This is a genomic window from Bradyrhizobium sp. OK095, from assembly GCF_900109945.1.
GTDB lineage: Bacteria > Pseudomonadota > Alphaproteobacteria > Rhizobiales > Xanthobacteraceae > Bradyrhizobium.
In genome coordinates, this window is the sequence record NZ_FOBX01000005.1 from 209,029 (window position 1) to 235,150 (window position 26,122).

Genomic DNA, 26,122 nt, shown 5'->3' on the forward strand with positions numbered 1-26,122 from the left:
TCGCGAGCCCCTGAGCCTCGGACCTGAATGTCAATCGACGACGACGTAGCGCTTCTCGAGCGTGTCCCGACACTGCGCCTGTTGGGAGACGCGTCGTTGCGCATGCTGGCGATCGGCTCCGAGCAGCGTAACTTTGTTCGCGGCGATGTCCTGTTCAACCTCGGCGACGATGCCGATGCCGGCTTCGTGGTCGAGCGCGGCGCATTCCGGGTCGACGACGGCGCCGGCGCCGAGATGATTGCAGGCCCCGGCGCGTTGATCGGCGAGCTTGCGCTGGTGGTGCCGATGAAGCGGCCGTCGAGCGCGATCGCGATCGAGCACGCCTCCGTCATCCGCGTCGCGCGCAGCCTGTTCCAGCGCGTGCTCGAAAGCGACCCCGCCGCGGCGGTCCGTCTGCGCGACGAATTCGCGGTGCGCTCCAGCCAGATTGCGAGCGATATATTGATGGCCGGTGCGAAGCTGACGTCCTGAGGTCACACCTCCAGCGTCACCGTGACAGGCACATGGTCCGACGGACGCTCCCAGCTCCGCGCATCGCGAAGAATCTTGAAATCGCTGACAGCATCCTTCAGCGCCCGCGAGACCCAGATGTGGTCGAGCCTGCGGCCGCGGTCGCCGACGGTCCAGTCGGCGGAGCGGTAGCTCCACCACGTATAGACCTTTTCCGACATCGGGATGCGATCGCGCGCGACGTCGACCCATTCGCCGGCGGCCAGCGCTGCTTGCAGCTTCTCGGTTTCGATTGGCGTGTGCGAGACCACTTTCAGCAGCTGCTTATGCGACCACACGTCGTTCTCATGCGGCGCGACGTTGAGATCGCCGACCAGGATGTGGCGATCCTCACCGCGCGGATGCAGCGGTTCGCAGGCCTTCATCTCGTCGAGGAAGCGAAGCTTGTGGTCGAATTTCTCGTTCAGTGCGGGATCGGGAATGTCGCCGCCGGCGGGCACATAGAAATTATGCAGCACCAGCGGCTTTGCGATGTCAGCCTTCTCGCCGAACGACACCGAGATGTGGCGCGAATCCACCTTGTCGCAGAAGGTGCGGATGTCGGTGGACTCGAACGGAATCTTCGAAACGATGGCGACGCCGTGATAGCCCTTCTGCCCGTTCAGCGCGACGTGCTCGTAGCCGAGCTGCTTGAAGCGCTTCAGCGGAAAGGCATCGTCGATGCACTTGGTTTCCTGGAGGCACAGCACATCCGGCCGCGCGCTCTTGAGAAACTTCGCGACCAGCTCGATGCGCAGCCGCACCGAATTGATGTTCCAGGTTGTCAGGGAAAAACGCATGAGGAATGCGTCTTAGCATGGATTGGCGCGGGGAAAATGCTTGTCCACAGCCGTGGAATCGTAGGGTGGGCAAAGCGAAGCGTGCCCACCATGCCTACCGCGAAGAAGAGAGATGGTGGGCACGGCGCTTTGCGCCTTTGCCCACCCTACGGGAGCAGAGAGCTCATCCCGGCGCGGGGCCGTAATTGGTGAAGTCGATCTTGAACATGCCTGGATCGAGCTTCTTGGTCGCGTCGAGATTGTAGACCGCGATCGTGGTGTCGTATCCTTGCGGATCGGTGACGGTCCACTGTTTCAACTGGCCGTCCTTGGCGCCGATCATGAGCATGAGGCGGCTGGTGCCGACGAGGGCCTGCTTCTCTTCGATCGTAACGCTGATGAATATGTCGTCCGCGGTGACGTTGACGACGTTGGTGTCTTTCATCAGGTCGATGCGATCCGACAGCAGGAAGCGCAGCGGTGTTTGCGACAACGGATAGACGTCTTGCGTGGCGAGCTTGCGGTCCCGCACCACGACCGACGATCCGTCGGCGACGATGTCGATCGGGCTTGGCGCGTCATATTCGAAGCGCACCTTGCCCGGCTTCTGGATGTAGAAATCGCCTTGCGTCTTGCTGCCGTCGGGACCGACCTGAACGAAATTCCCGACCAGCGTCGACAGCGACGACAGATAGGCACTGACCTTGGCGGCCTGCGCCTTCTGGTTGGCGTCAAAAGTCTGGAAGATGCTGCTCGGCACGTTGCGGCGCGGATCCGGGATCACCGGATTCGGCGGCGTCTGGGTCGCGCCGGTGACAGCGGGCCCGCTCGCCGATGCCGCGCCATCGCGGCCCTTCGGCGCGGGTTTTGGCACCGGCACGGTCTGCGCAAACGACGTCGCGGTCACCATCGCGGCGGTGACGAGAAGCACGCCGGCCACGCGCGCGCTTCGCGCGGCGATGGAGGCAGCGAATCGAATGTCCGGATGTTTGATCAACGCGTCGTCCTGTGTGGCTGGGCGTCGTTTTAGCGTGATTTCGGGCAAAAGCAGATAACGATTTCGCGTGAAATAATGTTGCGAGGCTCCTCGCCTCACATATGGCTGTCTTCTTCCTCGACCAGAATCTCGCGTTTTCCGGCGTGGTTGGCGGGTCCGACGATGCCTTCCAGTTCCATGCGCTCCATCAGCGAAGCGGCGCGGTTATAGCCGATTTGCAGGCGGCGCTGGATGTAGCTGGTCGAGGCCTTGCGGTCGCGCTTGACGATGGCGACGGCCTGCGAGAACAGATCGCCGCCGCCATCCGCGCCCATGCCGCTGGCGTCGAACACGGCGCCGCCGTCCTCGTCCTCGGTCGGCTCTTCGGCGGTAACAGCTTCGAGATATTCCGGCTGGCCCTGCGTCTTGAGGTGACGCACCACCTTTTCGACTTCGTCGTCCGACGCGAAGGGTCCGTGCACGCGGCTGATACGGCCGCCGCCCTGCATGTAAAGCATGTCGCCCTGGCCGAGTAATTGCTCGGCGCCCATCTCGCCCAGGATGGTGCGGCTGTCGATCTTCGAGGTGACCTGGAAGGCGATGCGGGTCGGGAAGTTCGCCTTGATGGTGCCGGTGATGACGTCGACCGAGGGACGCTGCGTTGCCAGGATCACATGCAGGCCGGCGGCGCGCGCCATCTGCGCGAGGCGTTGCACCGCGCCCTCGATGTCCTTGCCGGCGACCATCATCAGGTCGGCCATTTCGTCGACGATGATGACGATGTAGGGCAGCGGGTCGAGCGAGAGCTTCTCTTCCTCGTAAATCGCCTTGCCGGTTTCCTTGTCGAAGCCGGTGTGCACGGTGCGCGTCGGCTCTTCGCCCTTGGCCTTCAGTTCGCCCAAGCGCGTATTGTAGCCGTCGATGTTGCGCACACCGAGCTTGGCCATGTTCTTGTAGCGCTCTTCCATCTCGCGCACGGCCCATTTCAACGCGACCACCGCCTTCTTCGGATCGGTCACGACGGGGGTGAGCAGATGGGGAATGCCGTCATAGACGGAGAGTTCGAGCATCTTCGGATCGACCATGATCAGCCGGCACTGATCAGGGCGCAGCCGGTAGACCAGGCTGAGGATCATGGTGTTGATGGCGACCGATTTGCCGGAGCCGGTGGTACCGGCGATCAGCATGTGCGGTGTGCGTGCGAGGTCGATGATGACGGGGTCGCCGCCGATGGTCTTGCCGAGGCACAGTGGCAGCTTCGCCACCGACTCCGTGGTTTCCTTGGCGACCAGCAATTCGCGCAGATAGACCTTTTCGCGATGCGCATTCGGCAGCTCGATGCCGATGGCATTGCGGCCGGGTACGACTGCGACGCGCGCCGACAGCGCGCTCATCGAGCGGGCGATGTCGTCAGCCAAGCCGATCACGCGCGACGACTTGATGCCGGGGGCCGGTTCCAGCTCGTACAACGTGACCACGGGACCCGGATGGGCCTTTACGATGTCGCCGCGCACGCCGAAGTCCTGCAGCACGCCTTCGAGCGCGCGCGAATTGGCTTCCAGCTCGGCCTTGCTGAGCGGCTGGCGATCGCCGGCCTTGGGCGCGGCCAGCACGGAGACGGATGGAAGCTCGAACTTGTCGGAGGATTTTTTGGAAGCGGCTTTTGGCGCAGCTTTCTTGCGCGGGGCACGCGCGGTGGGCTCTTCCTCTTCTTCCTCCTCGTCGTCCGCTTCCTCTTCGTGCGCGTCTTCGTAGTCCTCGTCCTCGGACTGCGGTGAGATCGACGGCGCGGCGCGGCCCCCGCCGAGCTTCGGCTCCTGGCGGCTGAACGCGATCGCCTTGGTCTTCGGCCCGCTCGAGACCAGCGAGCGGTAAGCGGCACCACACAGCCAGATCAGCCGTGCCTTCGTGCTCATCAGCGCGTGGAACAACCAGCCCAGCGACACCGAGCCGCGATCGCTCTCTTCGTTTTCGTCGAGCGGCTTGTCGTCATCCTCGATGTCCGCGAGTTCCTCGTCGTGCTCTCGCGCGCCGAGACCGCAGGCGATCAGGAAAGTCGCGGCCAGGCCTGCGAACAGGATCATGCCGAGTGCCGTGCGATAGATCGTGCCGGGCGGTCCGAAAATCACCGCAGGCGCGCGCACCAGGGCATCACCGACCACGCCACCTAAGCCGGTCGGCAGCGGCCATGCGCCGCCATGCGGCCAGCAGCTGACAAAGCCAGCCGCGATCACCGTGCAGAGGATCCAGCAGCCGAGCCGCAGCGCCTCTCGGTCGAACGGGCGGTGCGTCATCATGCGCCAGCCCCAGACCGCAACGGTCAGGACCAGCATGATGGCGCCGAGCCCGAGGATCTGCATCGCAAGATCGGCGCCGATCGCGCCGGCGTAACCAAGGATGTTGCGGATCGGCCGCGAGGTGGCGTGGCTGAGGCTCGGATCCTGCACGGACCAGGTCATCATCGCCGCCGAGGCGACGCCCGATAGCGTGATCAGGCCGAAGCCGGTCAGCTCGCGCACGCGCCGCGTCAACGCCTCGCGGATCGATGGCGGCAGATGGCCGACCAGTGGAATGACACGTTCGATTGCCGACATGCTCACGGGCCCCGCCTAACCCAGAGTCTCGACCAGGCGGTGCAGCGCTGCCGCCGTGGTCTCGCCATCCTGCACCAGCGCGAGGCGAATGTAGCCCGCACCGGGATTGAAGCCGTCAGGCTGTTGCCGCGCCAAAAAGCTGCCGGGCACCACGCGCACGCCTGCTTCCTTGAAGAGTTTTAGGCACACCGACACGTCGTCGCCGAGCTCAGACGTGTTGAGCCAGACGCAGAAGCCGCCGTCGGGCCGGCGATAGCCGTAACGATTGCCGATGATCTGGTCGGCGAGATCGAACTTGATCCGGTAGAGCCGGCGGTTCTCCTCGACATGTGCTTCGTCGCCATAGGCAACGGTCGCGACATGCTGGAGCGGCACCGGCACCTGGGGCGCTGCGATATTGCGCAGCTCGAGGAACATGCCGATGAACTTCTTGTCGCCGGCGGCAAAGCCGACGCGCAGGCCCGGGAGGTTGGAGCGCTTCGACAGCGATTGGAACGCAGCCACGCGGGTGAAGTCGGGGCCGGCGCATTCGAGTGCGCTGCCGGGGGCTTCGCGGGTGTAAATCTCGGAGTAGCACTCGTCGCTGAGGATCATGAAGTTGTAGCGATCGGCGAGTTGCTTCAACCGCCTGAAATAATCGGGCTTGGCGACGGAGCCTTGCGGATTGGCGGGCGAGGCCAGATAGAACGCCACGGTGCGCGCCAGCGTCGCTTCGTCGATGGCGTCGAGATCGGGCAGGAAGCCGTTTTCGACCGTGGTCGGCAGATAGACCGGCTCGCAGGCCGCGGCGCCGGCGCCGGCACCATAGACCGGATAGAACGGGTTCGGCATCAGGATGGCGGGCTTGCCGGGGCGCGGGCCGACATAGCGCGCGGCCGCGATCGCGGCGAGGAACAGCCCCTCGCGGCTGCCATTGAGGACGAGAATCTCGGTCTTGGGGTCGAGCGGCCGCGGCAGCTGGAAGCGCGACGACAGCCAGGCGCTGGCCGCGTTGCGGAACGGCTCGGTTCCTTGGTTCATCGGGTAGCGGCCGAAATCGGCGATGTGCTTGGCCAGCACCGGGCCGACGAAATCAGGCACGGGATGCTGGGGCTCGCCGACCGCGAGCGAAATCAGGGGCTTGCCCGGCTGATGCGGGGCCAGCAGCTCGTTCAGCCGGACGAAGGGCGAGCGCTCGCTATCGGAGCTTCCACTGGCCTGCGGCGCACGGGATGAAGCGGTCATGACCATTCTGGACGCCAGCACTCTTGGAACAGCCGGTCGCACCAAGGCGCCGGCGGGAAGCGGTTCAGTTCACCATAGATAGGGCGAGGTTAAGACGCGATTAACCATCGGCTGGCCGGTCCGTCCAGTGCGGGAATATTGAGGCCGGATAACAACGGGATGCGAGGCCCTCGCTTCTCATTGCACACGGCTCTTGATCGTGATCCTGCGGGGAACGTGGAGTTTCAGCGACGTCATGGCCGTGGGCCTGTCCCGGCCATCCACGGCCTCTCCTGCCGCGCTCAAGAACGTGGATGCCCGGGACAAGCCCGGGCATGACGAGTCCCGCAATGTTTGGAGCGCTCAGTGCCCCGGCAGCTTCTCGAACGTCGCCATGCCTGCGGGAATGGTGTGAAAATCCTGGCTGTCGCAGGTGTAGATCGCCATCTGCGGGTGGAACTGCTTTGGTTCGTCCAGCGTGCCGACCTTCAGGATCGCTGCCGGCAATCCCGGAACCTTGGTCACCAGATGCGTGCCGCATTCGGCGCAGAATTCGCGCGTCACGGCGCGCTCGAGGTCCTTGCGGGTGAATTGCTTGGGTTGTCCGGTGATGTAGCTGAAGCCGGCCGCCGGCATTGCGATGAAGGTGTTGGGCGCACCGCCCGAGATGTACTGGCACTCGCGGCAATGACATTGGGCCTGCATCATCGCATCGCCCTCGGCGACATAGCGCACTTCGCCGCAATAGCATCCGCCTTCCAAATGCATGACGACCTCCCTGTTTATTGTTCGTTGTGGTCGGTATTTCTGCGCCGGCAATCTGGAATGGCAATCTTTTTCTTCTGCGCGCGAGACAAAAAGAAAGGGGCTCCAACTTGCGCTGGAGCCCCTCAACGGTCGGGGCATTGCCGGGTATGTGCCCAAACCGTAGTTGTGGACGCGGCCCCGAGGAGAGCCGCGCCCGGGAGGATCGTTACATGTTGTAAGCGCGCTCGGTGTGCTCGGTGATGTCGAGACCTTCACGCTCGGTCTCGACATTGGCGCGGAGGCCAACGATCACATCGACGACCTTGTAGAGGATCGCCGAACCGACGCCCGACCACACCAGCGTGGTGCAGACGGCTTCGATCTGCGAGATCATCTGCGCGGTGAAGTCGTAATCGGCAACCTTCGGCGGGATCGCCGTGTAGTCGATGATGCCTGCACCACCCAGAGCCGGGTTCACCAGGATGCCGGTGCCGAGGGCGCCGATGATGCCACCGATGCAGTGCACGCCGAACACGTCGAGCGAGTCATCGTAGCCGAGCGCGTTCTTCACGACGGTGCAGAAGAACAGGCAGACCACGCCGACCACGAGACCGAGGACGATCGCACCCATCACGCCGGAGAAACCGGCGGCGGGGGTGACGGCCACGAGACCCGCGACAGCGCCGGAGATGACGCCGAGGACCGACGGGTGCCCCTTGATGATCCACTCCGCGAACATCCACGACAGCGCGGCGGCTGCGGTGGCGACGAAGGAGTTGGTCATGGCAAGCGCAGCGCCGCCGTTGGCTTCGAGGTTGGAGCCGGCGTTGAAGCCGAACCAGCCGACCCAGAGCAGCGAGGCGCCGATCATCGACATGGTCAGCGAGTGCGGAGCCATCAGCTCCTTGCCGTAGCCGGTGCGCTTGCCGATCAGCAGAGCGCCGACGAGACCTGCAATGCCGGCGTTGATGTGCACCACGGTGCCGCCAGCGAAGTCGATCGCGCCCTTCTTGAAGATCCAGCCGGCGTCGGCGTTGATCTCGTCGAGCTTGGCCTGAGCCGCGGTCTTCGCCGCTCCATCAGCCGCAGCAGCGAGAGCCTTGGCTGCATCCTGGATCGCGTCCGGGCCGGGCCAGTACCAAACCATGTGCGCGATCGGGAAGTAGATCAGCGTGACCCAGAGCGGGATGAAGAGAGCGATCGCCGAGAACTTCATGCGCTCGGCGAAGGCGCCGACGATGAGGGCGGGCGTGATCGCGGCGAAGGTCATCTGGAAGCACATATAGATGAGCTCCGAGATGTTGGCGTCGACCGAGAAGGTCGCGGCCTTCGAGTCGGTGGTGACGCCCATCATGAAGGCCTTGGAGAAGCCGCCGATGAAGTCGGAACCGCCGGTGAAAGCGAGGCTGTAGCCGTACACAGCCCAGATCACGGTGACGACGCAGACGGTGTAGAACACCTGCATCAGCACGGAGAGCATGTTCTTGGAACGGACGAGGCCGCCGTAGAACAGCGCGAGGCCGGGGATGGTCATCAACAGCACGAGCACTGTCGATGTCAGCATCCAGGCGTTGTCTCCCTTGTTGACCGTTGGCTCGGCATAGGCTGCGGTCGCAGCGAACAGGCCGACTGCGAGAGCCGCCAATCCCGCGCCATAGGGACGCTTAAACGTCATATTGTTTACTCCTGATTGAATTTTGGTTGAGCACGAAATCAGAGGGCCGCGGCATCGGCCTCGCCGGTGCGGATGCGAACCGCATGGTCGAGGTTGATGACGAAGATCTTGCCGTCACCGATCTGTCCGGTTTTCGCAGCGGACGTGATGGCGTCGATGGTCTTGTCGACCTGGTCGGAGGCGACAGCGACCTCGATCTTGATCTTGGGCAGGAAGCTCACGGCATATTCAGCGCCGCGATAGATTTCCGTATGGCCCTTCTGGCGGCCATATCCCTTGACTTCCGTCACCGTAAGACCGTGAACGCCGATGGCGGTCAGGGCGTCACGGACTTCTTCCAGCTTGAATGGCTTGATAATCGCCATAACAATTTTCATGGGTCCTATCCCCGCTTGGGCCCGGTCCGGACGTGGCCGGGCGTTTCTCGACTGGTTCGCCACGAGGGAGAAAGTTCACTACGCGGGCACAGCCATGACCCATAGAATCAAATGCCGTGCCAGATCGGGCGGCTTGCCTAACGGACTATGAAAACGGGTGTTTTCGCGTTTGACGCGTATTGCTGCGCAGTGCGCCATTACGTCGCGCTCAATGCGTGACCATGACTGATTAAAATTAGGGCACGACAGGCTGCCGACACAATGCTGCTCACGCGTCGGGCAGCCCGAAGGTATCTGAATATAGGATGAGAGCCTTGCCGTGCTGCGAAATATCGCGCACTTCGTGGTCGTGCTCACGGGATACGCGCAGATACGCGCAACAGATCGGCCGCCTTGAGCAGGATCACGCTTGCTGGAGGTATCCGGCTGGAGGCCGCTGTCGGCCATCAGGCGGCGTCGCGCTCCGCAAACACCCGGTCGATCAGTCCCCATTCGACCCCCTGCTGCGCGGTCATGAAGTGGTCGCGGTCCAGGGTCCGTTCCACCTCCTCCTCACGGCGCCCGCAATGTTGCGCGTAGAGCCGGATGAGGCGCCGTTTGGTTTCCTGCATTTCGGTGGCGTGGATCAGGATGTCGGACGCCTGGCCCTGGAAGCCGCCGAGCGGCTGATGCACGTGAAGGCTCGCATTGGGCAGCGCGGCGCGGTGACCGGGCTCGCCCGCCATCAGCAGGAACGAGCCCATGGAGCGCGCCGTGCCCATGCACAGCGTATGAACCGGCGCCTTGATGAACTGCATGGTGTCGTACATCGCGAGACCAGAGGTGACCACGCCGCCATAGGAATTGATGTAGAGATTGATCGGCTTATGCGGATTCTCCGCTTCCAGGAACAGCAGTTGCGCGCAGACGAGGCCCGACATCGCGTCATTGACCTCGCCGTTGAGGAAGATGATGCGCTCGCGCAGCAGCCGCGAGTAGATGTCGAAGGATCGTTCGCCGCGGGCGGATTGTTCGACAACCATAGGGACGAGCTGAAGCATGTCGCGCATCGGCGACCTCCATGTCTGCAGGGGATGAAGTCTGTTTGCTGTTAGGCGGCGAGCATCAGGCAGCAATTGGCGTTGGCCGCCTGCGGCAGCTTTGTTTGATCGTCGCAGGCTTGCTGGATGATGCGGAAGCGGGTGCCGCCGTCCTCGTTCGGCTCGATCCGGAAGATGACGTGGCTTTCGCGAAACGGCGGTTCGGAATCGCGAAGCCGGAAGCGCACCTCTTCGCCTGCGATCGATGATTCCGGTTCGGCGCCTGCGAGGTCACAATCCGGCAGCCAGCGCTCGCGCAAAGCCGGAATGGTTACGGCGCGCCAGACTTTTGCCGGCGGTGCATCGAATTCATATTCGAGCACGAGGGTAGCGCCGGGGCGATCAGGCTTCACAGCGTCGCTCATTGATCCATATCCTTCAAGAGATCGGCGAGTGCGTCCATGCGCTTCGGCCAATAGGCGCGGTAGCGCGCAAGCCAAGCCCCGATGGCGACGATTCCTTCGGGATCGACTTCGTAATTCACAAAGCGGCCCTGCCGCTGTTCGCGCACCAGGCCTGCTGAGCGCAGCACCGCGAGATGCTGCGACATCGCCGGTTGGCTGATCTCGAGCCCGTCGCGCAAGGTGCTGGCGTTCAGGCTTCCGCCAGCGAGCTTCTCAAAGACCTTGCGGCGCGTCGGGTCGGCCAGCGCCTTGAAGATGTCGGCTTCGATCATGGCGACACATAAGCACGTGCTTATGTGTCGTGCAAGCCCCGATTACTGAAGAGCTTCGCCGTGCTGCGAAATGTCGAGCCCTTCGAGCTCATGCTCGCGCGATACACGCAGGGGCACGAACAGCGCGACCAGCTTGAGCAGCACAAAACTCACGCCCGCCGCCCAGACGAAAGTGACGGCGACCCCGTAAACCTGGATCAGAAGCTGCTGCGGATGGCCCTCGATCAGGCCCGCCGTGCCGCCGATCGCACTGGTGGCGAACACGCCGGCCAGCAAGGTGCCGGTCAGGCCGCCGATACCGTGGACGCCGAACACGTCGAGCGAGTCGTCATAGTTGAAGCGGTGCTTCAGCCAGGTGCAGGCCCAGTAGCAGACCGCGCCTGCGATGATGCCGATGACGATGCCATGCCACGGCGCGACGAAGCCCGAGGCCGGCGTGATGGTGCCGAGGCCGGCCACTGCGCCGGAGATCATGCCAAGCACCGAGGGCTTGCGCCGCGTCGACCATTCGATCGCGCCCCAGGTCAGCGCGCCGGAGCAAGCCGCAAGATGCGTCGCGATGATAGCCAGCACTGCGCGCGAATTGGCCGCGCCCGCCGAACCGCCATTGAAGCCGAACCAGCCGACCCACAGCAGGCCGGTGCCCATCACCGCGAGCGACAGATCGAACGGCGAGAGATTTTCGGTGCCGTAGCCATGGCGGCGCCCCATCACCTTGGCCGCCACGAGGCCGGCGGTGCCGGCCGACAGATGCACGACGAGGCCGCCGGCGAAATCCAGCACGCCCATGCTGGCGAGGAAGCCGCCGCCCCACACCCAATGCGCCAGCGGAATGTAGACGAAGATGAACCAGGCGACCGAGAACACGAGATAGGCGGAGAACCGCATGCGGTCGGCGACCGCGCCCGCGACCAGCGCCACCGTGATGATCGCAAACGTCATCTGGTACAGCATGAACAGCGCTTCCGGGATCGTCTTGGCCGCCGGATTGACGCTGTCCATCGTCATGCCCGCGAGGAACCAGCGATCGAGCGATCCGATCCACGGCCCGTCGCCGACGAAGCACAACGAATAGCCGAACGCGACCCAGAGAATCGAGATGATCGTCACGGCGGCAAGGCTCTGCGCCATGGTCGCGAGCACGTTCTTCTTGCGCACCATGCCGGAGTAGAACAGCGCGAGCCCGGGGATCGTCATCATCAGCACCAGCGCGGTGGCGACGATCATCCAGGCGGTGTCGGCGGTGTTGATTTGGGAATCCGCGGCGTAGGCGGGTGCGGCAATAGCCGACGCAAATCCGATTCCCGCAGCCATAGCAGCTGCGCGGCGCAACAATCCCGCCATGTCGTTTCCCCCAGCAGTGATGACGTCGCACGCTTTGGCGTCGTTGCCCGGTGCGATCGAAGCAGAGCGTTTTCGAGCGAAGTGGATACCGGTTCGCGTGAAGAAAACGCGTCAAACAAAAGTTTAGAGTGCGTCGCTGTCGGTTTCGCCGGTGCGGATGCGGATCGCGTGATCGATCGGCGTGACGAAGATCTTGCCGTCGCCGATCTGCCCGGTACGCGCCGTCGCGGTAATCACGGCGACGGCCTTCTCGGCGATGTCGGAGGCGACCGCGATCTCGATCCGGAGCTTGGGCAGGAAGTTCACGACATATTCCGCGCCGCGATAGATCTCGGTGTGGCCCTTCTGGCGGCCATAACCCTTCACCTCGGTCACGGTCATGCCGTGGACGCCGATCGCCGTCAGCGCCTGGCGGACTTCATCGAGCTTGAAGGGTTTGATGATCGCGACGACGAGTTTCATGGTCAGGCCTATTCCCCGGGATGCGCCGCGCCGTATGTCCCCGGCGCCGCGTCAATCTGGCATCTTTCCGGGCAAATGGCATAAAAATGTTGCAGGTTGAAGCGGAAAAACGTTTGGCCAAGGGCGGTCGTGTGAACGGCCGCCTCTGTACAGGGCAGCGATTTGTCCATCACAATGCATTTTTGGCATGGATGCAGTGAACCGAAGCGGTGAACCTAAGCGTCTCAGCCGGTACATAAGTATGTTTGAGGGGGACGTTTCATGGCGAGCTGGTTCTACGCATCCGAGGGCAAACAGCAGGGGCCCTATCCGGACGGGCAATTCCGCGACCTGGTCGCGCAAGGGATTGTGCGCCCGGATACGCTGGTGTGGTCCGAGGGCATGGCCGGCTGGCAGAAAGCCGCCGAAATCCCCGGCCTGATCGGCGGCGGCGGTGCGCCCCCAATGATCCCGGCCGGCGGCCCGCCGATGATGGGTGGCGGTGGCTATGGTAGCGTCGGCGGCGGAGGCGGATCGCTGACGGCTGATTTCGACCTGCTGGGCCTTTTCGGCCGGACCGTCGTTTTCGTGATCGGCATGATCCTGGTCATTCCGGCGCCGTGGGTCGCGGTCTGGTTTTATCAATACATCACGTCGCACATTCGGGTGCCGGGCCGCCCGAACTTCGGCTTCGGCGGCCAGCCGATGGACATCTGGTGGGCGTTGATGGGCAACGCGCTGCTGACTTATGCCGGGGCCACCGGCATTTCCTACGCACCGCTCGTTGCGATGATCATCAATGCGTTTCTCGCTTGGGTGATTCTCCGCTGGATCGTCGCCAATCTCACCTCAAATGGCGAACGGCTGCCGATCTCGTTCCAGGGCAGCGCGATCAGCTATGTCGGCTGGTATCTTCTGATGCTCCTCTCGACCATCACCGTCATCGGCTGGGCCTGGGTGCTGGCGTACTGGATGCGCTGGATCTGCCGCAACACCATGGGCACGCGGCGCGAGATCGCGTTCAACGGCACCGGCTGGCAGATCCTGTGGCGTACGGTGGTTTTCTCGCTCGCCTCGAGCTTCATCATCCCCATTCCGTGGATGCTGCGCTGGTATGGCCGATGGTACGTGTCGCAATTCGCGCTCACCGATCGCGGCGCTGCCGCTCGCGGCTTCTGATTACTTCCGCTCGCGCACGGAGCCTTTCAGCGCGAGCGGAGACCACCGCTATGGCATCCGACTTGCGGTCGTTCCCGGCCGCGCACGACGTCTCAGGCGTGAATGGCCAGTTGTCCGGCGATCGCTTGCGCGACCGCGCGCATGTCGCGCGCAAGCGCCAGCGAGGTGGCGCGGTCCAGCTGGCTGCCGAGGCCGACGGCCGCGACGGTGTGCGAGATCGTCCCCCTTGAGTTCAGGACAGGTACCGCGACGATCGTCACGCCGGCAATGTAATTGCCGCGATCGATGCTGAATCCCTGCTTGCGCACCTGGTCGACTTCCTTGCGCCAGGCATCATAGGTCGGCGCGTTGTGCCAGCGCAGCAGGCGAAAACGCTTCTCGATCTCTTTCTCCGGCTGGCCGCTGAAGGCAGCGACGCAACGGCCCGTAGCGCTGATCAACGCCGGAAAGCGGCTGCCGATGTCGACATGAAGCCGCACCGGCGCCTGGCTGCGCGCCAGCGCGACGACGATCATGTTGTCCAGATCCGGCACCTCGACACCGATCGCCATGACGCCGTAGCGGCTCGATAACTCTTCGAGCTTCGGCCGCATCAGGCTGGGAAAGTCGGCGGCATTCTCGAGCACGGCGCGCGCCAGCGGCAGCATGCCGACGCCGACGCTGTAGCGCTTGGTCTGCGGATCGACCTGCAGCAAATCCTCCGCCAGCAGCGCGCGCACGATGTGCAACGCCGTGCTCGGCACCAAATCGAGAGTTTCCGCAATCGTCTTGAGACTCTGCGGCGTGGGGCTGCGGCTGAGCAGGCGGAGGATGGCGACGGCGCGCGTGACTGCGGGGACGGCACGGACGCGGGGTGATTTGGCATTCGGCATGAGCGTATCGGTACAACAGCGGCCGGAGCGCAACAACATCATCTCATCGCGGCGGCGCCTGCTCCGCTTAGATCGCTCCGGTCGCGCGGCAGCGATCGAAGGAGGATTGTATATGTACAATTGGTGGTGCTATTTGACAATTAGCGCGTCGTCGGTATCTTGCCGGCCATGACCAAGCTGACCGACTACACAAGCTACGCCGCCGCGCAGACGATCTTCTCCCCGGAGAAGCTCTGGGAATTGTTCGACGGCAATCGCGCGCAGCTGAACATCGCGCATGAATGCATCGACCGGCACGCCGGCCGTTCCAATCCGGCCGTGATCGTCGTTCGCGCGGACGGGCCGGACGAGGTGCTGGGCTTTGCCGAGCTCGCGGAAGCGTCCTCGCGCTTCGCGCATGATCTGGTGAGCCGCGGGATCAAGGCCGGCGATCGCGTCGCGATCATGCTCGAACCCTCACGCGCCTTCTACGTGTCGGTGTTCGGCACCATGAAAGCCGGCGCCATTGCGGTGCCGCTGTTCACGCTGTTCGGGCCTGATGGCGTCAAGCTGCGCGTCGACGATTGCAAGCCGCGGCTGATCGTGACCAATGCGGAGAAGGCGCAGCTGCTCGCCGGGATCGGCACCGAGGTGGTGGTCGCCGACGACGCTTTCCTCAACGAGCTGCAACGCTTCGCGCCGCACTTCACGCCCGACACGGCGGCCGACGCGATGGCCCTGTTTCAGTATACGTCGGGCACGACGCGCGAATTGCCCGAGGCGGTCAAGCACACCCATCGTTCGATCGTGACGCTGATGGTCGCCGCGCTGTACGGCACCGGCCTGCGCCCGGGCGATCGCTTCATCTGCCCGTCGTCGCCGGCATGGGGACACGGGCTCTGGCACGGCACGCTGGCGCCGCTGGCGCTCGGCATCACCATCGGCGCCTATGCCGGCAAGTTCAATCCGGAGCGCCTGCTGGCTGCGCTGGAGCAGCATCAATTCACCAACATCTCGGCGGCCGCCACGCATTACCGCATGATGCGGAATTCAGGCGCTGCCCCGCGCTACCGCTACGCGCTGGAGAAATTGTCGTTCACCGGCGAGCCGATCGACAGCGAGACGACAGCTTTCGTCAACGACACCTTCGGCCACCAGGTCTGCAGCATGTACGGCACCACCGAGATCGGCGTGATCCTGGTGAGCTATCCCGGCGCGCGCGATTTCGTCGTCAAGCCGGGATCCCTCGGCAAGCCGATCCCCGGCGGCCGCGTTGAGGTGCAAGACGCCGAAGGGCGGCCATGCGCGACCGGTGTGACCGGCGAGCTGAAGGTCTGGCGCCGTGGCGCGTGGATCGCGACCAAGGACCTCGGGCGCATCGACGAGGACGGGTACTTTTATCACGGCGGCCGGGCCGACGACGTCATCATCTCGGCGGGCTGGACCATGAGCGCGGTCGAAATCGAGGATGCGATCCTCAAGCATCCAGAGGTCCGCGAGGCCGCGGCCATCGGCGTCCCCGATCCGCTGCGCGGTCAGGTGGTGAAGGCCTTCGTGGTCACGGAACGGCCGGGCGATACGGCCTTCGAGCACGAGATCCAGGACGTCGTGCGCCAGCGCCTCAGCCATCACGAATATCCGCGCCTCGTCAGCTTCGTCACGGAGTTGCCGAAGACGCCGGCCGGCAAGGTCAATCGCAAGGTGCTGCGCGACCGCGAAGCGATCAAACAATCAGAAGCAACGAGCTAGAGGAAGGAACGTCACATGCTGGACAAGATCGAAACCAGATTTCCGAAGATCACCGAAGAGGGCCTCGACGATTTGCGCAAGCGCATCGGCGTCACCATCGGCGTGACCGCCGAGCCCTGGTGCTACGAGGCGACGCGCGACAACATCCGTCACTACGCGCACGGCATCGGCGACGATAACCCGCTCTGGTGCGATCCCGATTACGCCGCCAAGTCCAGCTATGGCGGCATCGTCGCGCTGCCGAGCTTCCTGTTCTCGACCAGCCGCATCGTGTCGGGTTATGTCGGCGGCATGCCCGGCGTCCACGCGATGTGGTCGGGCGCGGACTGGACGTGGCACAAGGCTGTCAGGCGCAACGACGTGATTTCGACCGAGGCCAAGCTGAAGGATCTCGTCGAGCATCAGACGCGCTTTGCCGGCCGGGCGATCCAGCAGACCTATCACGTCGATTTCTTCAACCAGCAGGGCGACCTCGTCGCCGAAGCCGACAGCTGGTGCTTCAGGACCGAGCGCGACCACGCGCGCGACCAGGGCACCAAATACAGCGAGGTCAAGGCCCGTGCGCCGCGCCGGTACAGCGACGAGGAGCTTGCCGCAGCCTACAAGCACTATGCCGACGAGCGGATTCAGGGCTCGCGTCCGCGCTACTGGCAGGACGTCACCGAAGGCGAGGCGTTGCCGGTGATGCTGAAGGGCCCGATGACGGTCACCGGCTTCATCGCCTATGCGCAAGGCTGGGGCGGTCTCTATATCCGCGCCAACAAGCTCGCCTGGAAGCTGCAGGACGCCCATCGCGGTCTCGGCATTCCGAACCGCTTCAATATCCCCGATTGTCCCGAGCGCGTGCACTGGGAAGAAGAGTTCGCGCTCGAAGTCGGCGCACCCGGCGCCTATGATTACGGTCCGGAGCGCTGCTCCTGGCTGACCCATCACCTCACCAACTGGATGGGCGATGACGGTTTCCTGCGCCGCGCCACCTGCAAGATCCGCCGGCACAATCCCGAGGGCGACATCCTGTTCATCAAGGGCAAGGTGAAGCGCAAGTTCGTCGAGAACGGCCGTCACCTCGTCGAGATCGAACAGGAAGCGCGCAACCAGGACGATGAGCTCTCCGTGCTCGGCACCGGCATCGTGGAATTGCCAAGCCGCAGCTGACAAATACCAACTGGGCGAATGAACATGCCCGAACCTGATCTCACGCGCGGAGCGGTGACCGGCCTCAAGGTCGTCGATCTCTCGCGCGTGCTGGCGGGGCCGCTGTGTACGCAGATGCTGGCCGATCATGGCGCCGACGTCGTCAAGATCGAGCCACCGTCAGGCGATGAGACCCGCGGTCTCGGGCCACCGTTCGATGCGGCCGGACAAGCGGCGTATTTTGGCGCCGTCAACCGCGGCAAGCGCGGCATGGCGCTCGACCTGTCGCGCGCGGAGGGGTGCGCCGTGCTCGACGCCCTGTTGAAGGACGCCGACGTGCTGGTGGAGAATTTCCTGCCCGGCACCATGGAGCGCTGGGGGCTCGGATACGAGGCGCATTTGTCGGCGCGCTTCCCGCGATTGATCTACTGCGCGATCTCGGGCTTCGGCGCTGACGGGCCGCTCGGCGGATTGCCCGGCTACGATGCCGTGCTCCAGGCCATGTGCGGCCTGATGAGCATTAACGGGACGCAGGATTCGGGCGCCACGCGCGTCGGCGTTCCCATCGTCGATTACGTCACCGGTTACAATGCGCTCACCGGCGTATTGCTGGCGCTCGCGGCGCGCGAACGGACCGGACGGGGGCAGCGCGTCGAGGTGACGCTGTTCGACACCGCGCTCGGCCTGCTGGTGCCACACGCGGCGAACTGGATCTGCTCTGGCAATGTGCCGGGCCGCCTCGGCAGCGCCCATCCCAACATCGCGCCTTACGACAAGTTCGCGGCGGCCGACGGCGAGATATTTCTCGGCATCCTCAATGACGGCCAGTTCCGCCGCTTCTGCCAGAAGGTAAGACGCGGAGACCTGCTGGACGACCCACGTTTCCGCACCAACGCCGATCGGCTCCGTCACGTAGCAGCGCTTCGCACCGAGCTGGAGCGTACACTGGCCCGATTCAAGTCCGACGATCTCTGCCGAGACTTGATGCAGGCGGGTGTTCCCGCGGGCGTGGTCAACACGGTGCCGCAGGCGTTCGCGCAAGCCCACGTCGCCCACCGCGATATGCTGGTCGAAAGCGAGGGCCATCGCGCACCCGGCATTCCCGTGAAGCTGGCGCAGACGCCGGGCAGCACCGGGCGGCGGCCGCCGCGCTTTGGCGAGCATGCCCGCGAAATTCTGGCGGATGCCGGTTTTGACGAGGCGATGATCGACCGCCTGATCGACGCAGGCATCGTCATGCCGCAAAGGAAGGACACCGCGCAACGATAAGAAGGCGACTAGGAAAATAATCAAAATAAATAGTGAGAGGAAACGATCATGCTGAAATCCGCGAGATGGGCCGTGGGATTGCTGGCCCTGCTATGGAGTTGCGCGAGCCTTGCGCAAAACTATCCGACCAGGCCGGTCAGGATCATCGTTCCCTATCAGGCCGGCCAGGGCACCGACGTCGTGGCGCGATACCTCGCCGACCATCTGTCACGCACGCTGGGCCAGCGCTTCTATGTCGAGAACAAGCCCGGTGCCGGCGGCAATATCGGTGCCGAACAGGCGGCGCATTCGGAGCCCGACGGCTACACGCTGCTGATGGGCACCAATGCCACCCAGACCATGAACGAATTCATGTATCCTTCGATGGGTTTCGCGCCCGACAAGGACTTTGCTCCGATCATCCTGGTCGGCAAGCTTCCGCTGGTGATCACGGCCAGTCCGTCGTTTGCCGGAAACAACGTGGTCGACCTGATCGCAGCCGCCAAGGCGAAGCCCGACAGGATCGACATCGCCCTGCCGAGCACGACGGCGCGTGTCATCTTCGAGTTTCTCAAGGATGTGACCGGCGCGCCGATGTTCGGCGTTCCCTACAAGGGCTCGGCAACGGCGATGACCGACGTGCTCGGCGGACAGGTGCCGCTGCTGATCGATACGGTGACCGCGGTGCGCACCCAGATCGAGGATGGCAAGCTGAAGGCGCTCGGCGTCACCGTGCTGAAGCCGAGCGAGCTGTTGCCGGGCGTGAAACCGGTCGCCGAGCAGGGCGTGCCGGATTTCGAGATGGCGGGATGGAATGCCTTCTACGCGCCCCGCGACACGCCGCAGGCCATCATCGAGCTTCTGAACGGCGAGTTCGCCAAGGCGCTCGCCCTGCCCGAGACGCGGAAACGACTCCAGGAGCTCGGATTCGATCCGGCCGGCGGCACGCCGACGGACCTTGCCCGATTCGAGAAACGGGAGCGGCTCAAATGGGGCCCTGTGATCAAGGCCACGGGCCTACAGGGCGGCTGATGCCCCTTGCAGCGAGATCAGGTTCTGCGCTCGCGCACAGAGCCTTCCTGCGCCACTGAAGCCACCAGCGTCCCATCCGGCTTGAAGATGAGGCCGCGGCTCAAGCCGCGTCCGCCTTGCGCGCTCGGCGAATCCTGGGCGTAGAGCAGCCATTCGTCGGCGCGGAACGGGCGGTGGAACCACATCGCGTGATCGAGGCTCGCCGGCATCATGCGCTTGTCGAACAGCGTGCGGCCGTAGCGCGCCATGATCGCGTCGAGCAGCGAGAAGTCCGAGGCGTAGGCGAGCGCGCACAGATGCAGCGCGGGATCATCAGGAAGTTTTGCGGCCGTGCGGATCCAGATATGGATGCGGCCGTCATCGACCTTCTGGCCGAAATAGCGGCCGATCTCGACCGGTCGCAATTCAATCGGGCGATCCATCTCATAATAGCGGCGGATGAACTCCGGCATCTCCTTGAACTGCGGCTGCTTTGCAACCTCCTCCGCGGTCAGTTTTTCCGGCGGCGGCACATCAGGCATCTTGTCCTGGTGATCGAACGCGCTTTCCTCCTCGGCGTGAAACGACACCATGATCGAGAAGATCGCGTTGCCGTGCTGGATCGCGGTGACGCGGCGGGTCGAATAGCTCTTGCCGTCGCGCAGGCGCTCGACCTGGTAGATGATCGGAACCTGCGGGTCGCCGGGCAGGATGAAATAGCAATGCAGCGAATGCGGCAGCCGGCCCTCGACGGTGCGGCAGGCCGCAACCATCGCCTGCCCGATCACCTGGCCGCCAAAGACCCGCTGCCAGTCCGTCTTCGGGCTGTTGCCGCGAAACAAATTCACCTCGAGCTGTTCGAGGTCGAGGATCGAAATCAGGTCGAACAGGCTCTTGGACATGGCGTGAACTTTCTTGCCGTCATTCCGGGTCGGATGCTCCGGAATGATACAATAGGGGCTTCCGCCCTTGTTTCACCTCACTGTTTCGCCCAGCTATAGTCTGCTAGCAAGACCGAGAATTGACTGGGATTTTGGTATGTCGGTACAGGGTAGCATTGTCATTGGCGGCGGCGCGTTTGCCGGCCTCGCGCTGGCTCTGGCGTTGCGTCAGGGGCTGGGACCTGAGATTCCCGTCATCGTCGCCGACCCGGCGCTCAGCCAACGGCCGAGCCGCGACCCACGCGCCACTGCGATCGTGGCCGCCTGCCGCCGCCTGTTCGAGGCGATCGGCGCCTGGGACGACGTCAAGGGCGAGGCGCAGCCGATCCTCGACATGGTCGTGACCGATTCCAAGCTGGAAGACGCCACCCGTCCGGTGTTTTTGAATTTTGCCGGCGATGTCGCGCCCGGCGAGCCCTTCGCGCACATGGTCGAGAACCGCCGCCTGATCGATGCGCTGGTGCTGCGCGCCGAGGCCGAGGGCATCGATCTCCGCGCCACCACCGTGGCATCCTACGACGCGCGCGCCGAAGGCATCGACGTGACGCTTGGCGACGGCAGCGTGATCGCGGCCAGCCTCCTCGTTGCCGCCGATGGCGCGAAGTCGAAGCTGCGCGAGCGCGCCGGCATCGCCACCCATGGCTGGGAATATGACCAATCCGGTATCGTCGTCACCGTCGGCCATGAGCGCGATCATGAGGGCCGCGCGGAGGAGCACTTTCTGCCGGCGGGCCCTTTCGCGATTCTGCCGCTCTCGGGCAAGCGCTCGTCGCTGGTGTGGACCGAGCGCCGCAGCGAGGCCGCGCGCATCATTGGACTGAGCGACGAAGAGTTTCATGGCGAGCTCGAGCAGCGTTTTGGCCTGCATCTCGGCGAGGTGAAGGCGCTCGACAAGCCGCGTGCGTTCCCGCTGTCCTATTTCGTCGCGCGCTCCTTCATCGCCGAGCGCCTCGCGCTGGTCGGCGATTCCGCGCATGTCATTCACCCCATTGCGGGCCAGGGTCTCAACATGGGGCTGAAGGATGTCGCAGCTCTGGCCGAGGTCGTGGTCGATGCCGCGCGGCTCGGCATGGATCTCGGTGGCGCCGACGTGCTGGAGCGCTACCAGCGCTGGCGCCGTTTCGACACCATGGCGATGGGCGTTGCCACCAACTCGCTGAACTTCCTGTTCTCCAACCAGTCGACGCTGCTGCGCACGGTGCGCGACATCGGCCTCGGGATCGTCGATCGCGCCCCGCCGCTGAAGAATCTCTTCATCCGCCAGGCTGCAGGGCTGACGGGCGAGATACCAAGGTTGCTGAAGGGCGAGGCGCTGTAGGATTTTCGTTGTCGCTACAATCGCCGCTGTCGTCCCGGACAAGCGAAGCGCAGATCCGGGACCCATACGCCGCAGCAATCATTTTGCGAAGACCAGGAGTTACCGGCTTCCCCCAAACTACTCCCTGTGGTTATGGATCCCCGCCTTCGCGGGGATGACAGCGAATTTGTTGCACAGCCTTCGCGAAACAACTCCGGGCTACGCGTCCTCAATCGATCTTGCGCGCCTCTTCCGGCAGCATGATCGGGATGCCGTCGCGGATCGGATAGGCGAGCTTGGCGCTGCGCGAGATCAGTTCCTGCTTCGCGGAATCGTACTCCAGCGGGCCCTTGGTCAGCGGGCAGACCAGGATCTCCAGCAGCTTGGGATCGACGCTGTTTTCGGGGCGTTCGGTGGGCGCGTTCATCGTGGTCTCCGGCGGTCGCCTGCCTCTAGCATAGAAAATCGCGGTCTAGGCGGAAACCATCCGCATAATTTCGTCAAGCAGACCCTGGAGCCGAGCCGCCGGCACCGGCGTGCCCGACAGGGCAAAGCCGAGAAACGTCCAGTACAGGATCTGCGCGCGGGCCTGCGCTGTTGCCGGGGCAAGCCCGCGTTTCCCGAGGAGTTGCTCGATATAATCGATCCTGCGGCGGTCGATCGCGCGGACCGCGGCTTGCGCGGCTGCATCGAACGCCGCCCAGTTGCGCACGGCACGCTCGACATCGAGCCGCGCGCCGAAGGTGCGCTGTAGCAGCGCTTGCAGCGGTTCGTCGCTTCCGGCCTCGACATCGGCGATGATCTGCTCCGCCGCGATCTCGCGCCAACGCTTCAGCACTGCGGCATGGAACGCGCCGAGATCGGCAAAATGCCAATAGAAGCTACCGCGCGAGACGCGCATAGCTTTTGCGAGCGGATCGGCCTTCAGGGCCGTGAAGCCATTTTTGGCGAGCGCCTTCAGGCCTTCCCTGATCCAGTCGTCGGCGGAGAGCTGCTCGGTCATGTCGGGTCCCGGAATCCGGCCATACACTAGTGTATTGACAGGCGATGGACCAGCGCCTATCTCACCATACATAGATGTATGGACAGATCCTCGGGAGCTTTGTCGATGCGTGATCTCTTGCTCCAATGTGCCGGCGTCGCCGCCATCGCCGTCGCCGTCATCCATGGCATCCTCGGGGAGACCAAGGTGTTTCCCCGCGCCCGGATCGAGCCGGAACGGCTCCGCACGTTGATCCGCCTGGTCTGGCAGGCCTCGACCGTCGCCTGGATCGGCGGTGGCGTGCTGCTGATCGCGGCGCCCTGGATGGACTCGGAGCCGGCGCGCCGCTGGATCGTCATCACCATGGCCTGCGTATACGGCTTGTCCGCGCTCGCCAACGCATGGGCGACGCGTGGCCGCCATTTTGGCTGGATGGCGCTCAGTGCCGTCGTCGCGCTCGCGGTTGCCGGCTACTAGCAACGCGGCTCTTGCCCGTGAGACGTAAGGCCGCAGCGGCCGTTCAAATGCGTGCTGCCTACGGAGCGCGCTGACCTTTTTCGGATCGTTAGAATAACTCTAAAGCCTGCTGGCTCCGAACCGGATTGACTTCACCCTCTGCTTTGCTTCCTTCGGTCCCGCTTCGCGCCACGCGCGCACACGACAGAAGAGGAGACGTTCGTGAAGGTCATTCGTGTTGTTGCCATCGCACTGACGATCGGGATTGGGATGAGCTCGGCGGCCATGGCCGACGGGTTCAAGGACTGCACCAAGCTCGACAAAGCGTCGTGGAAGCCGGCTAGCGAAGCCGAAGCCAAGGCCAAAGCGCTGGGTTACGAAGTGCGACGCTCCAAGATCGAAGGCTCGTGCTATGAAGTCTACGGCGTCAAGGAAGGCAAGCTCTACGAGCTGTTCTACAGCCCCGAAGATCTCAGCCTCAAGCACACGATTGCCAAGTGATCTGCGCCAAGTAAGGCTTTGAGGATAGTCCCGGCTTGATCGACGAAGCGGTACCGGAAGCGCGTGGGGTGTCCGACAGGACCCCCGCGGATCGAACTGGATCGCGGACGGTCGCAGTCTGGGACCTCCCGCTACGCCTCTGGCACTGGGCTCTCGCGGCCAGCATTCTGGCCGCGTGGTTCACCCCCACCGTCTACGACAGCCTGCACCGCATCATCGGCTATACGGTGCTCGGGCTCCTGGCCTTCCGTCTGGTCTGGGGCGTTTGGGGAAGCCGCTATTCGCGCTTCCGCATGGTCGGCATCAGGCTTCGTGCCGCGCCGGGCTATCTCTGGAACCTCAGGCGCGGCATCACCGGCCGCTATATCGGACTCAATCCCGCCGGCACCTTGATGCTGGTGGCGCTACTGCTGTCGATCGCCGTCTCGGCCGTCACCGGCGCGATGTCGGTGACCGTGACCTTCTTCGGCGTCTGGTGGATCGAGGACACCCACGCCGTCGCATCGGACGTCGTCATCATGCTGGTCGTGCTGCACGTCCTGGGCGTGGTGCTGATGGGACTTCTTCAGCGCGAGAATTTGATCCGCGCGATGATCACCGGACGCAAGCGCATCCGGCATCATAGCTGAGGTTACTGCAACGGCGGATCGCCGCTGGTGCGCTTCTTCGCGAGATCCATCTCGGTCACCGCGATCAAGATCTCGGCGCGGGTCTTCAGGTCCATCGCCTCGAGCATGGCCTGCTTCTCCGGGGAGCCATACGGTGACATCATCGCCAGCGCATTGACGAGCGCCTCGTTGGGGGCGCTCTCGACGCCTTCCCAGTCGACCTTGAGATTGTTGGCCTTCAAAAAGTCCGCCAGCACCGCCAGCAGCGCCTCGCGATCGACCTCGTCCTCGCCCATGCGCGCGGTGAAGTCGTCGACGAAGGCGAAGAAATCCACCTTGCACTGCCGGTAGTCGGTGAGCACCTCGAGCTCCTTGACCACCTTGAAGCGCGCGACGCCGGTGAGCTCAAGGATGTAGCGGCCGTCGCCGGATTCGGCGAGCTGGGTGATGCGGCCGACGCAGCCGACGCTGAACAGCGTCGGCTTGTCGGAGTTCTTCGGCGAGTGCGCGATGTCGGGCTGGATCATGCCGATCAGGCGATGGCCGTCGCGGAAGGAATCGTCGACCATCGCGAGGTAGCGCGGCTCGAAGACATTGAGCGGCATCTGGCCGCGGGGCAACAGAAGCGCGCCCGGCAGCGGAAACACCGGAATGATCTCCGGAAGGTCGGCGGGCCCGCGATATTCGATGTTGATCGGCATCTGGTCCCCGCTGACGTTACTAGAGGATGATACGTGAAAATGGGCAGCGGGTTTCCGAATAGATCATGCTCGAACACGCCTATGAAAACAGGACGATCGACAACCGCTTGCGCCCCTCGATGGTTGCATCATCCGTGCCGCCCCAGGCCTCGAAGAACTGCACCAGCTGCTTGCGGGCGCCGTCGTCGTTCCATTTGCGGTCGCGCTTGACGATCGCGAGCAGCTGCTCGGTGGCAGCAGTGCGGTTGCCTTGCGCGTTGAGCGCGGTGGCGAGGTCGAAGCGCGCCTGATGATCGAGCGGGTCTGCGGCGACTTTCTGTTCCAGCTCGGCCACCGGCCCCAGCTGCTCCGCCTGCTCGGCGAGATCGATCGCGGTCTGCACGGCTTTCACCGCGGGATCGCTGCGCTTGGATTCCGGCACCATGGCCAGCGTCTGCTTGGCCTGCTCCATCGCACCGGAGACGGCGTAGCATTTTGCGAGACCGGCGAGGGCCGCGATGTTGGTCGATTCATGCTGGAGCACTTCGGCATAGATCTGGGCGGCCGCAGGAGCATCGCCCTCGGCGAGCACGGCCTCGGCCTCCTGCAGAATCTCGGCGATGTTCGGCTCGCCCGGCGCCGTGACGCCCTTGGTGACCTTTTCGATGAAGGCGTTGATCTGGCTCTCCGGCACCGCGCCCATGAAGCCGTCGGCGGGCTGGCCGTTGACGAAAGCGATCACGGCCGGAATCGACTGGATGCCCATCTGGCCGGGGATCGCCGGGTGCTGGTCGATGTTCATCTTGACCAGCTTGACCTTGCCCTTGGCCGCCTTGACGGCCTTTTCCAGAATGGGGGTGAGCTGCTTGCAGGGGCCGCACCACTCCGCCCAGAAGTCGATCAGCACCGGCTGGAGCTTCGATTCCTCGATGACGTCCTTCACGAAGGTCTGGGTGGTGGTGTCCTTGATCAGATCGGCCGCAGCCGGGCCCGCTCCGTTACCCTGGTCGATGATCGTCACGGGATCCCCTCGTCTGATGTCTGGAACGGCGGCTCTTTAGCACGTCGCCAATGCATATGCTTCGCTGTCGGCTTCTAAATTGGG

At 64.0% G+C, this 26,122-nt stretch carries 28 protein-coding genes; 10 read left to right on the forward strand and 18 right to left on the reverse strand.

From position 1 onward, the window contains the following. Positions 1 to 27: 27 nt before the first annotated feature. Positions 28 to 471, forward strand: coding sequence for a cyclic nucleotide-binding domain-containing protein (locus tag BMW89_RS15325; RefSeq protein ID WP_092027712.1), 444 nt, complete (start codon positions 28 to 30; stop codon positions 469 to 471). Positions 472 to 473: 2 nt separating this feature from the next. On the opposite strand, the gene xth is transcribed toward BMW89_RS15325, so the two are convergent. From xth to BMW89_RS15385, 12 genes are all read right to left on the reverse strand, one after another. Further along, entirely contained in the window at positions 474 to 1,289 is an 816-nt protein-coding gene (xth, locus tag BMW89_RS15330; RefSeq protein ID WP_092027714.1) for an exodeoxyribonuclease III, read from the reverse strand. 163 nt (positions 1,290 to 1,452) lie between these two features. Beyond that, complete coding sequence (locus BMW89_RS15335; RefSeq protein WP_092028058.1) at positions 1,453 to 2,208, reverse strand: outer membrane lipoprotein carrier protein LolA; 756 nt, start codon at positions 2,206 to 2,208, stop codon at positions 1,453 to 1,455. A 152-nt stretch (positions 2,209 to 2,360) separates the two neighbouring features. After that, entirely contained in the window at positions 2,361 to 4,844 is a 2,484-nt protein-coding gene (locus BMW89_RS15340; protein WP_092027717.1) for a DNA translocase FtsK, read from the reverse strand. A 9-nt stretch (positions 4,845 to 4,853) separates the two neighbouring features. After that, positions 4,854 to 6,068: an aminotransferase class I/II-fold pyridoxal phosphate-dependent enzyme gene (locus tag BMW89_RS15345; RefSeq protein WP_177196068.1), complete on the reverse strand. Its 1,215-nt coding sequence runs from the start codon at positions 6,066 to 6,068 to the stop codon at positions 4,854 to 4,856. Positions 6,069 to 6,404: 336 nt separating this feature from the next. Next, a complete protein-coding gene (locus BMW89_RS15350) occupies positions 6,405 to 6,809 on the reverse strand; it encodes a GFA family protein (protein ID WP_092027720.1) in 405 nt (134 codons plus the stop codon). A gap of 205 nt (positions 6,810 to 7,014) precedes the next feature. Beyond that, complete coding sequence (locus BMW89_RS15355; RefSeq protein WP_092027722.1) at positions 7,015 to 8,463, reverse strand: ammonium transporter; 1,449 nt, start codon at positions 8,461 to 8,463, stop codon at positions 7,015 to 7,017. Positions 8,464 to 8,501: 38 nt separating this feature from the next. Next, positions 8,502 to 8,840 carry a P-II family nitrogen regulator gene (locus BMW89_RS15360; protein ID WP_008142813.1) on the reverse strand — a complete coding sequence of 113 codons (339 nt, stop codon included), beginning with the start codon at positions 8,838 to 8,840 and terminating at the stop codon, positions 8,502 to 8,504. 446 nt (positions 8,841 to 9,286) lie between these two features. Beyond that, positions 9,287 to 9,889, reverse strand: a complete 603-nt coding sequence (locus BMW89_RS15365) for an ATP-dependent Clp protease proteolytic subunit (RefSeq protein ID WP_092027724.1) — start codon at positions 9,887 to 9,889, stop codon at positions 9,287 to 9,289. A gap of 41 nt (positions 9,890 to 9,930) precedes the next feature. Further along, positions 9,931 to 10,284, reverse strand: a complete 354-nt coding sequence (locus tag BMW89_RS15370; RefSeq protein ID WP_092027725.1) for an SRPBCC family protein — start codon at positions 10,282 to 10,284, stop codon at positions 9,931 to 9,933. Then, the gene (locus BMW89_RS15375; RefSeq protein ID WP_092027727.1) at positions 10,281 to 10,595 is read right to left on the reverse strand and encodes an ArsR/SmtB family transcription factor; all 315 of its coding nucleotides are present in this window, start codon (positions 10,593 to 10,595) and stop codon (positions 10,281 to 10,283) included. Before BMW89_RS15375 ends, BMW89_RS15370 begins: the two co-directional genes overlap by 4 nt. A gap of 42 nt (positions 10,596 to 10,637) precedes the next feature. Continuing rightward, complete coding sequence (locus BMW89_RS15380; protein ID WP_092027729.1) at positions 10,638 to 11,939, reverse strand: ammonium transporter; 1,302 nt, start codon at positions 11,937 to 11,939, stop codon at positions 10,638 to 10,640. Between the two features lie 123 nt (positions 11,940 to 12,062). Continuing rightward, the gene (locus tag BMW89_RS15385) at positions 12,063 to 12,401 is read right to left on the reverse strand and encodes a P-II family nitrogen regulator (protein ID WP_007604102.1); all 339 of its coding nucleotides are present in this window, start codon (positions 12,399 to 12,401) and stop codon (positions 12,063 to 12,065) included. 261 nt (positions 12,402 to 12,662) lie between these two features. On the opposite strand from BMW89_RS15385, the gene BMW89_RS15390 reads away from it, so the two are divergent. Beyond that, positions 12,663 to 13,559 (forward strand): DUF4339 domain-containing protein, encoded by an 897-nt coding sequence (locus BMW89_RS15390; protein WP_092027731.1) that lies wholly within the window; start codon positions 12,663 to 12,665, stop codon positions 13,557 to 13,559. Between the two features lie 92 nt (positions 13,560 to 13,651). Here BMW89_RS15390 and BMW89_RS15395 read toward each other — a convergent pair whose 3' ends face one another. Beyond that, complete coding sequence (locus tag BMW89_RS15395; protein ID WP_092028060.1) at positions 13,652 to 14,431, reverse strand: IclR family transcriptional regulator; 780 nt, start codon at positions 14,429 to 14,431, stop codon at positions 13,652 to 13,654. 168 nt (positions 14,432 to 14,599) lie between these two features. On the opposite strand from BMW89_RS15395, the gene BMW89_RS15400 reads away from it, so the two are divergent. From BMW89_RS15400 to BMW89_RS15415, 4 genes are read left to right on the forward strand one after another with little or no spacing between them, the layout of a single operon-like run. After that, complete coding sequence (locus BMW89_RS15400) at positions 14,600 to 16,159, forward strand: acetate--CoA ligase (RefSeq protein WP_092027733.1); 1,560 nt, start codon at positions 14,600 to 14,602, stop codon at positions 16,157 to 16,159. A 15-nt stretch (positions 16,160 to 16,174) separates the two neighbouring features. Beyond that, positions 16,175 to 17,314 (forward strand): FAS1-like dehydratase domain-containing protein, encoded by a 1,140-nt coding sequence (locus BMW89_RS15405; protein ID WP_092027735.1) that lies wholly within the window; start codon positions 16,175 to 16,177, stop codon positions 17,312 to 17,314. 24 nt (positions 17,315 to 17,338) lie between these two features. After that, positions 17,339 to 18,562 (forward strand): CaiB/BaiF CoA transferase family protein, encoded by a 1,224-nt coding sequence (locus BMW89_RS15410; RefSeq protein WP_092028061.1) that lies wholly within the window; start codon positions 17,339 to 17,341, stop codon positions 18,560 to 18,562. Positions 18,563 to 18,610: 48 nt separating this feature from the next. Next, a complete protein-coding gene (locus BMW89_RS15415; protein ID WP_092027737.1) occupies positions 18,611 to 19,573 on the forward strand; it encodes a Bug family tripartite tricarboxylate transporter substrate binding protein in 963 nt (320 codons plus the stop codon). A 17-nt stretch (positions 19,574 to 19,590) separates the two neighbouring features. Here BMW89_RS15415 and tesB read toward each other — a convergent pair whose 3' ends face one another. Next, a complete protein-coding gene (gene tesB, locus BMW89_RS15420) occupies positions 19,591 to 20,454 on the reverse strand; it encodes an acyl-CoA thioesterase II (RefSeq protein ID WP_092027739.1) in 864 nt (287 codons plus the stop codon). A gap of 136 nt (positions 20,455 to 20,590) precedes the next feature. Here tesB and BMW89_RS15425 point away from each other — a divergent pair, with 136 nt between their 5' ends. After that, positions 20,591 to 21,811, forward strand: a complete 1,221-nt coding sequence (locus tag BMW89_RS15425; RefSeq protein ID WP_092027741.1) for a ubiquinone biosynthesis hydroxylase — start codon at positions 20,591 to 20,593, stop codon at positions 21,809 to 21,811. A 208-nt stretch (positions 21,812 to 22,019) separates the two neighbouring features. Here BMW89_RS15425 and BMW89_RS15430 read toward each other — a convergent pair whose 3' ends face one another. Continuing rightward, positions 22,020 to 22,217 (reverse strand): Trm112 family protein, encoded by a 198-nt coding sequence (locus BMW89_RS15430; protein WP_092027743.1) that lies wholly within the window; start codon positions 22,215 to 22,217, stop codon positions 22,020 to 22,022. Positions 22,218 to 22,262: 45 nt separating this feature from the next. Continuing rightward, on the reverse strand, positions 22,263 to 22,793 hold the full coding sequence (locus BMW89_RS15435) for a TetR/AcrR family transcriptional regulator (RefSeq protein ID WP_092027746.1): 531 nt from the start codon (positions 22,791 to 22,793) through the stop codon (positions 22,263 to 22,265). Positions 22,794 to 22,898: 105 nt separating this feature from the next. Here BMW89_RS15435 and BMW89_RS15440 point away from each other — a divergent pair, with 105 nt between their 5' ends. The 3 genes from BMW89_RS15440 (at position 22,899) to BMW89_RS15450 (ending at position 24,358) form a co-directional block, all read left to right on the forward strand. Next, on the forward strand, positions 22,899 to 23,249 hold the full coding sequence (locus tag BMW89_RS15440) for a hypothetical protein (RefSeq protein ID WP_092027748.1): 351 nt from the start codon (positions 22,899 to 22,901) through the stop codon (positions 23,247 to 23,249). 201 nt (positions 23,250 to 23,450) lie between these two features. Continuing rightward, complete coding sequence (locus BMW89_RS15445; protein ID WP_177196069.1) at positions 23,451 to 23,729, forward strand: PepSY domain-containing protein; 279 nt, start codon at positions 23,451 to 23,453, stop codon at positions 23,727 to 23,729. A gap of 35 nt (positions 23,730 to 23,764) precedes the next feature. Continuing rightward, a complete protein-coding gene (locus BMW89_RS15450; protein WP_092027753.1) occupies positions 23,765 to 24,358 on the forward strand; it encodes a cytochrome b/b6 domain-containing protein in 594 nt (197 codons plus the stop codon). A gap of 2 nt (positions 24,359 to 24,360) precedes the next feature. On the opposite strand, the gene BMW89_RS15455 is transcribed toward BMW89_RS15450, so the two are convergent. Together BMW89_RS15455 and trxA are read right to left on the reverse strand one after the other, a co-directional pair. Further along, a complete protein-coding gene (locus tag BMW89_RS15455; RefSeq protein WP_092027754.1) occupies positions 24,361 to 25,038 on the reverse strand; it encodes an LON peptidase substrate-binding domain-containing protein in 678 nt (225 codons plus the stop codon). 79 nt (positions 25,039 to 25,117) lie between these two features. Next, positions 25,118 to 26,038: a thioredoxin gene (gene trxA, locus BMW89_RS15460; protein ID WP_177196070.1), complete on the reverse strand. Its 921-nt coding sequence runs from the start codon at positions 26,036 to 26,038 to the stop codon at positions 25,118 to 25,120. Positions 26,039 to 26,122 lie beyond the last annotated feature (84 nt).

Coding starts and splice junctions, on each gene's coding strand:
- BMW89_RS15425 (WP_092027741.1), top strand. CDS start 20,591: ATGTCGGTACAGGGTAGCATTGTCATTGGCGGCGGCGCGTTTGCCGGC.
- BMW89_RS15385 (WP_007604102.1), bottom strand. CDS start 12,401: ATGAAACTCGTCGTCGCGATCATCAAACCCTTCAAGCTCGATGAAGTC.
- BMW89_RS15380 (WP_092027729.1), bottom strand. CDS start 11,939: ATGGCGGGATTGTTGCGCCGCGCAGCTGCTATGGCTGCGGGAATCGGA.
- xth (WP_092027714.1), bottom strand. CDS start 1,289: ATGCGTTTTTCCCTGACAACCTGGAACATCAATTCGGTGCGGCTGCGC.
- BMW89_RS15370 (WP_092027725.1), bottom strand. CDS start 10,284: ATGAGCGACGCTGTGAAGCCTGATCGCCCCGGCGCTACCCTCGTGCTC.
- BMW89_RS15365 (WP_092027724.1), bottom strand. CDS start 9,889: ATGCGCGACATGCTTCAGCTCGTCCCTATGGTTGTCGAACAATCCGCC.
- BMW89_RS15410 (WP_092028061.1), top strand. CDS start 17,339: ATGCCCGAACCTGATCTCACGCGCGGAGCGGTGACCGGCCTCAAGGTC.
- BMW89_RS15395 (WP_092028060.1), bottom strand. CDS start 14,431: ATGCCGAATGCCAAATCACCCCGCGTCCGTGCCGTCCCCGCAGTCACG.
- BMW89_RS15345 (WP_177196068.1), bottom strand. CDS start 6,068: ATGGTCATGACCGCTTCATCCCGTGCGCCGCAGGCCAGTGGAAGCTCC.
- BMW89_RS15430 (WP_092027743.1), bottom strand. CDS start 22,217: ATGAACGCGCCCACCGAACGCCCCGAAAACAGCGTCGATCCCAAGCTG.
- BMW89_RS15405 (WP_092027735.1), top strand. CDS start 16,175: ATGCTGGACAAGATCGAAACCAGATTTCCGAAGATCACCGAAGAGGGC.
- BMW89_RS15350 (WP_092027720.1), bottom strand. CDS start 6,809: ATGCATTTGGAAGGCGGATGCTATTGCGGCGAAGTGCGCTATGTCGCC.
- BMW89_RS15390 (WP_092027731.1), top strand. CDS start 12,663: ATGGCGAGCTGGTTCTACGCATCCGAGGGCAAACAGCAGGGGCCCTAT.
- tesB (WP_092027739.1), bottom strand. CDS start 20,454: ATGTCCAAGAGCCTGTTCGACCTGATTTCGATCCTCGACCTCGAACAG.
- BMW89_RS15400 (WP_092027733.1), top strand. CDS start 14,600: ATGACCAAGCTGACCGACTACACAAGCTACGCCGCCGCGCAGACGATC.
- BMW89_RS15360 (WP_008142813.1), bottom strand. CDS start 8,840: ATGAAAATTGTTATGGCGATTATCAAGCCATTCAAGCTGGAAGAAGTC.
- BMW89_RS15375 (WP_092027727.1), bottom strand. CDS start 10,595: ATGATCGAAGCCGACATCTTCAAGGCGCTGGCCGACCCGACGCGCCGC.
- BMW89_RS15440 (WP_092027748.1), top strand. CDS start 22,899: ATGCGTGATCTCTTGCTCCAATGTGCCGGCGTCGCCGCCATCGCCGTC.
- BMW89_RS15325 (WP_092027712.1), top strand. CDS start 28: ATGTCAATCGACGACGACGTAGCGCTTCTCGAGCGTGTCCCGACACTG.
- BMW89_RS15415 (WP_092027737.1), top strand. CDS start 18,611: ATGCTGAAATCCGCGAGATGGGCCGTGGGATTGCTGGCCCTGCTATGG.
- BMW89_RS15435 (WP_092027746.1), bottom strand. CDS start 22,793: ATGACCGAGCAGCTCTCCGCCGACGACTGGATCAGGGAAGGCCTGAAG.
- BMW89_RS15355 (WP_092027722.1), bottom strand. CDS start 8,463: ATGACGTTTAAGCGTCCCTATGGCGCGGGATTGGCGGCTCTCGCAGTC.
- BMW89_RS15455 (WP_092027754.1), bottom strand. CDS start 25,038: ATGCCGATCAACATCGAATATCGCGGGCCCGCCGACCTTCCGGAGATC.